Origin of the sequence: Kistimonas scapharcae, assembly GCF_039540975.1 — a bacterium.
Taxonomy (GTDB): Bacteria; Pseudomonadota; Gammaproteobacteria; order Pseudomonadales; family Endozoicomonadaceae; genus Kistimonas; species Kistimonas scapharcae.
Map to the genome: position 1 here is coordinate 1 of NZ_BAABFL010000172.1, position 708 is coordinate 708.

Sequence of the window (708 nt, forward strand, 5' to 3'; positions counted from 1 at the left end):
ATGAAAGCATGAGCGGTAGCAACATACTGCGGATTTTCAGGCTTGGTTCAAGGCTTTCAATGAAACGTCAACAGCCCCTAATGATTGAAAATTACTTTAGCTTGCCTGCTTTTTTATCAGCACTTGCAACAGCAGAGGGGAAAGGGAAGGTAAGGGGGTATATGTTTGTGCAGCATCTTAGAACAGTGACTAAGACAGGGAAAGCCTCTTATCATGTTGGAGATTCGATTTATGCGAATGTTGATGAAGGGTCTGTCATGAAATTGGTTGAAAGTACAAGTGAAGCGACTGCGATGGCGCTTTCTGCTAACTTCGATAAAACTGGTTTTCAGAAATCTAGTAAATGGGGGGTATATGGGTCAGCGCTGTTTATTCGCGATAGGCCTAACCAATATTTTTATCTTGATATAGCCGGTAGTCTTGGTGCGCATGCTGTAGCATTAATGCATGCAGTGAATTGTTATGGAATATTTGACCCTAATTTTGGCGTAGGTGTGTTACCTAAAGAGGGTAGAGGTAGTACGAGGAATTTTTGTACATGTTTAGAGCATTATATAAAGTCTTTATACAGTGGAGGTCTTTCAAATTCACATCACATTACTTCTTTTAAGTCAAAGGCGCGAGCTATATTCCTTAAATCCCGCTTAACCTTGGGAATGTGAGCAAGCTGGCCGTACTTTTGGCAACAGAGTACAGTTTTTGCACAAA

The 708-nt window shown here is 41.1% G+C and carries 1 protein-coding gene; it reads left to right on the forward strand.

Features of this window, described 5'->3' with window-relative positions; all coding sequences use genetic code 11:
* Window positions 1-662, forward strand: a 662-nt coding sequence (locus ABD892_RS10240; RefSeq protein ID WP_345195524.1) for a hypothetical protein, incomplete at its 5' end; no start/stop codon positions are given.
* Between the last annotated feature and the right edge of the window lie 46 nt (window positions 663-708).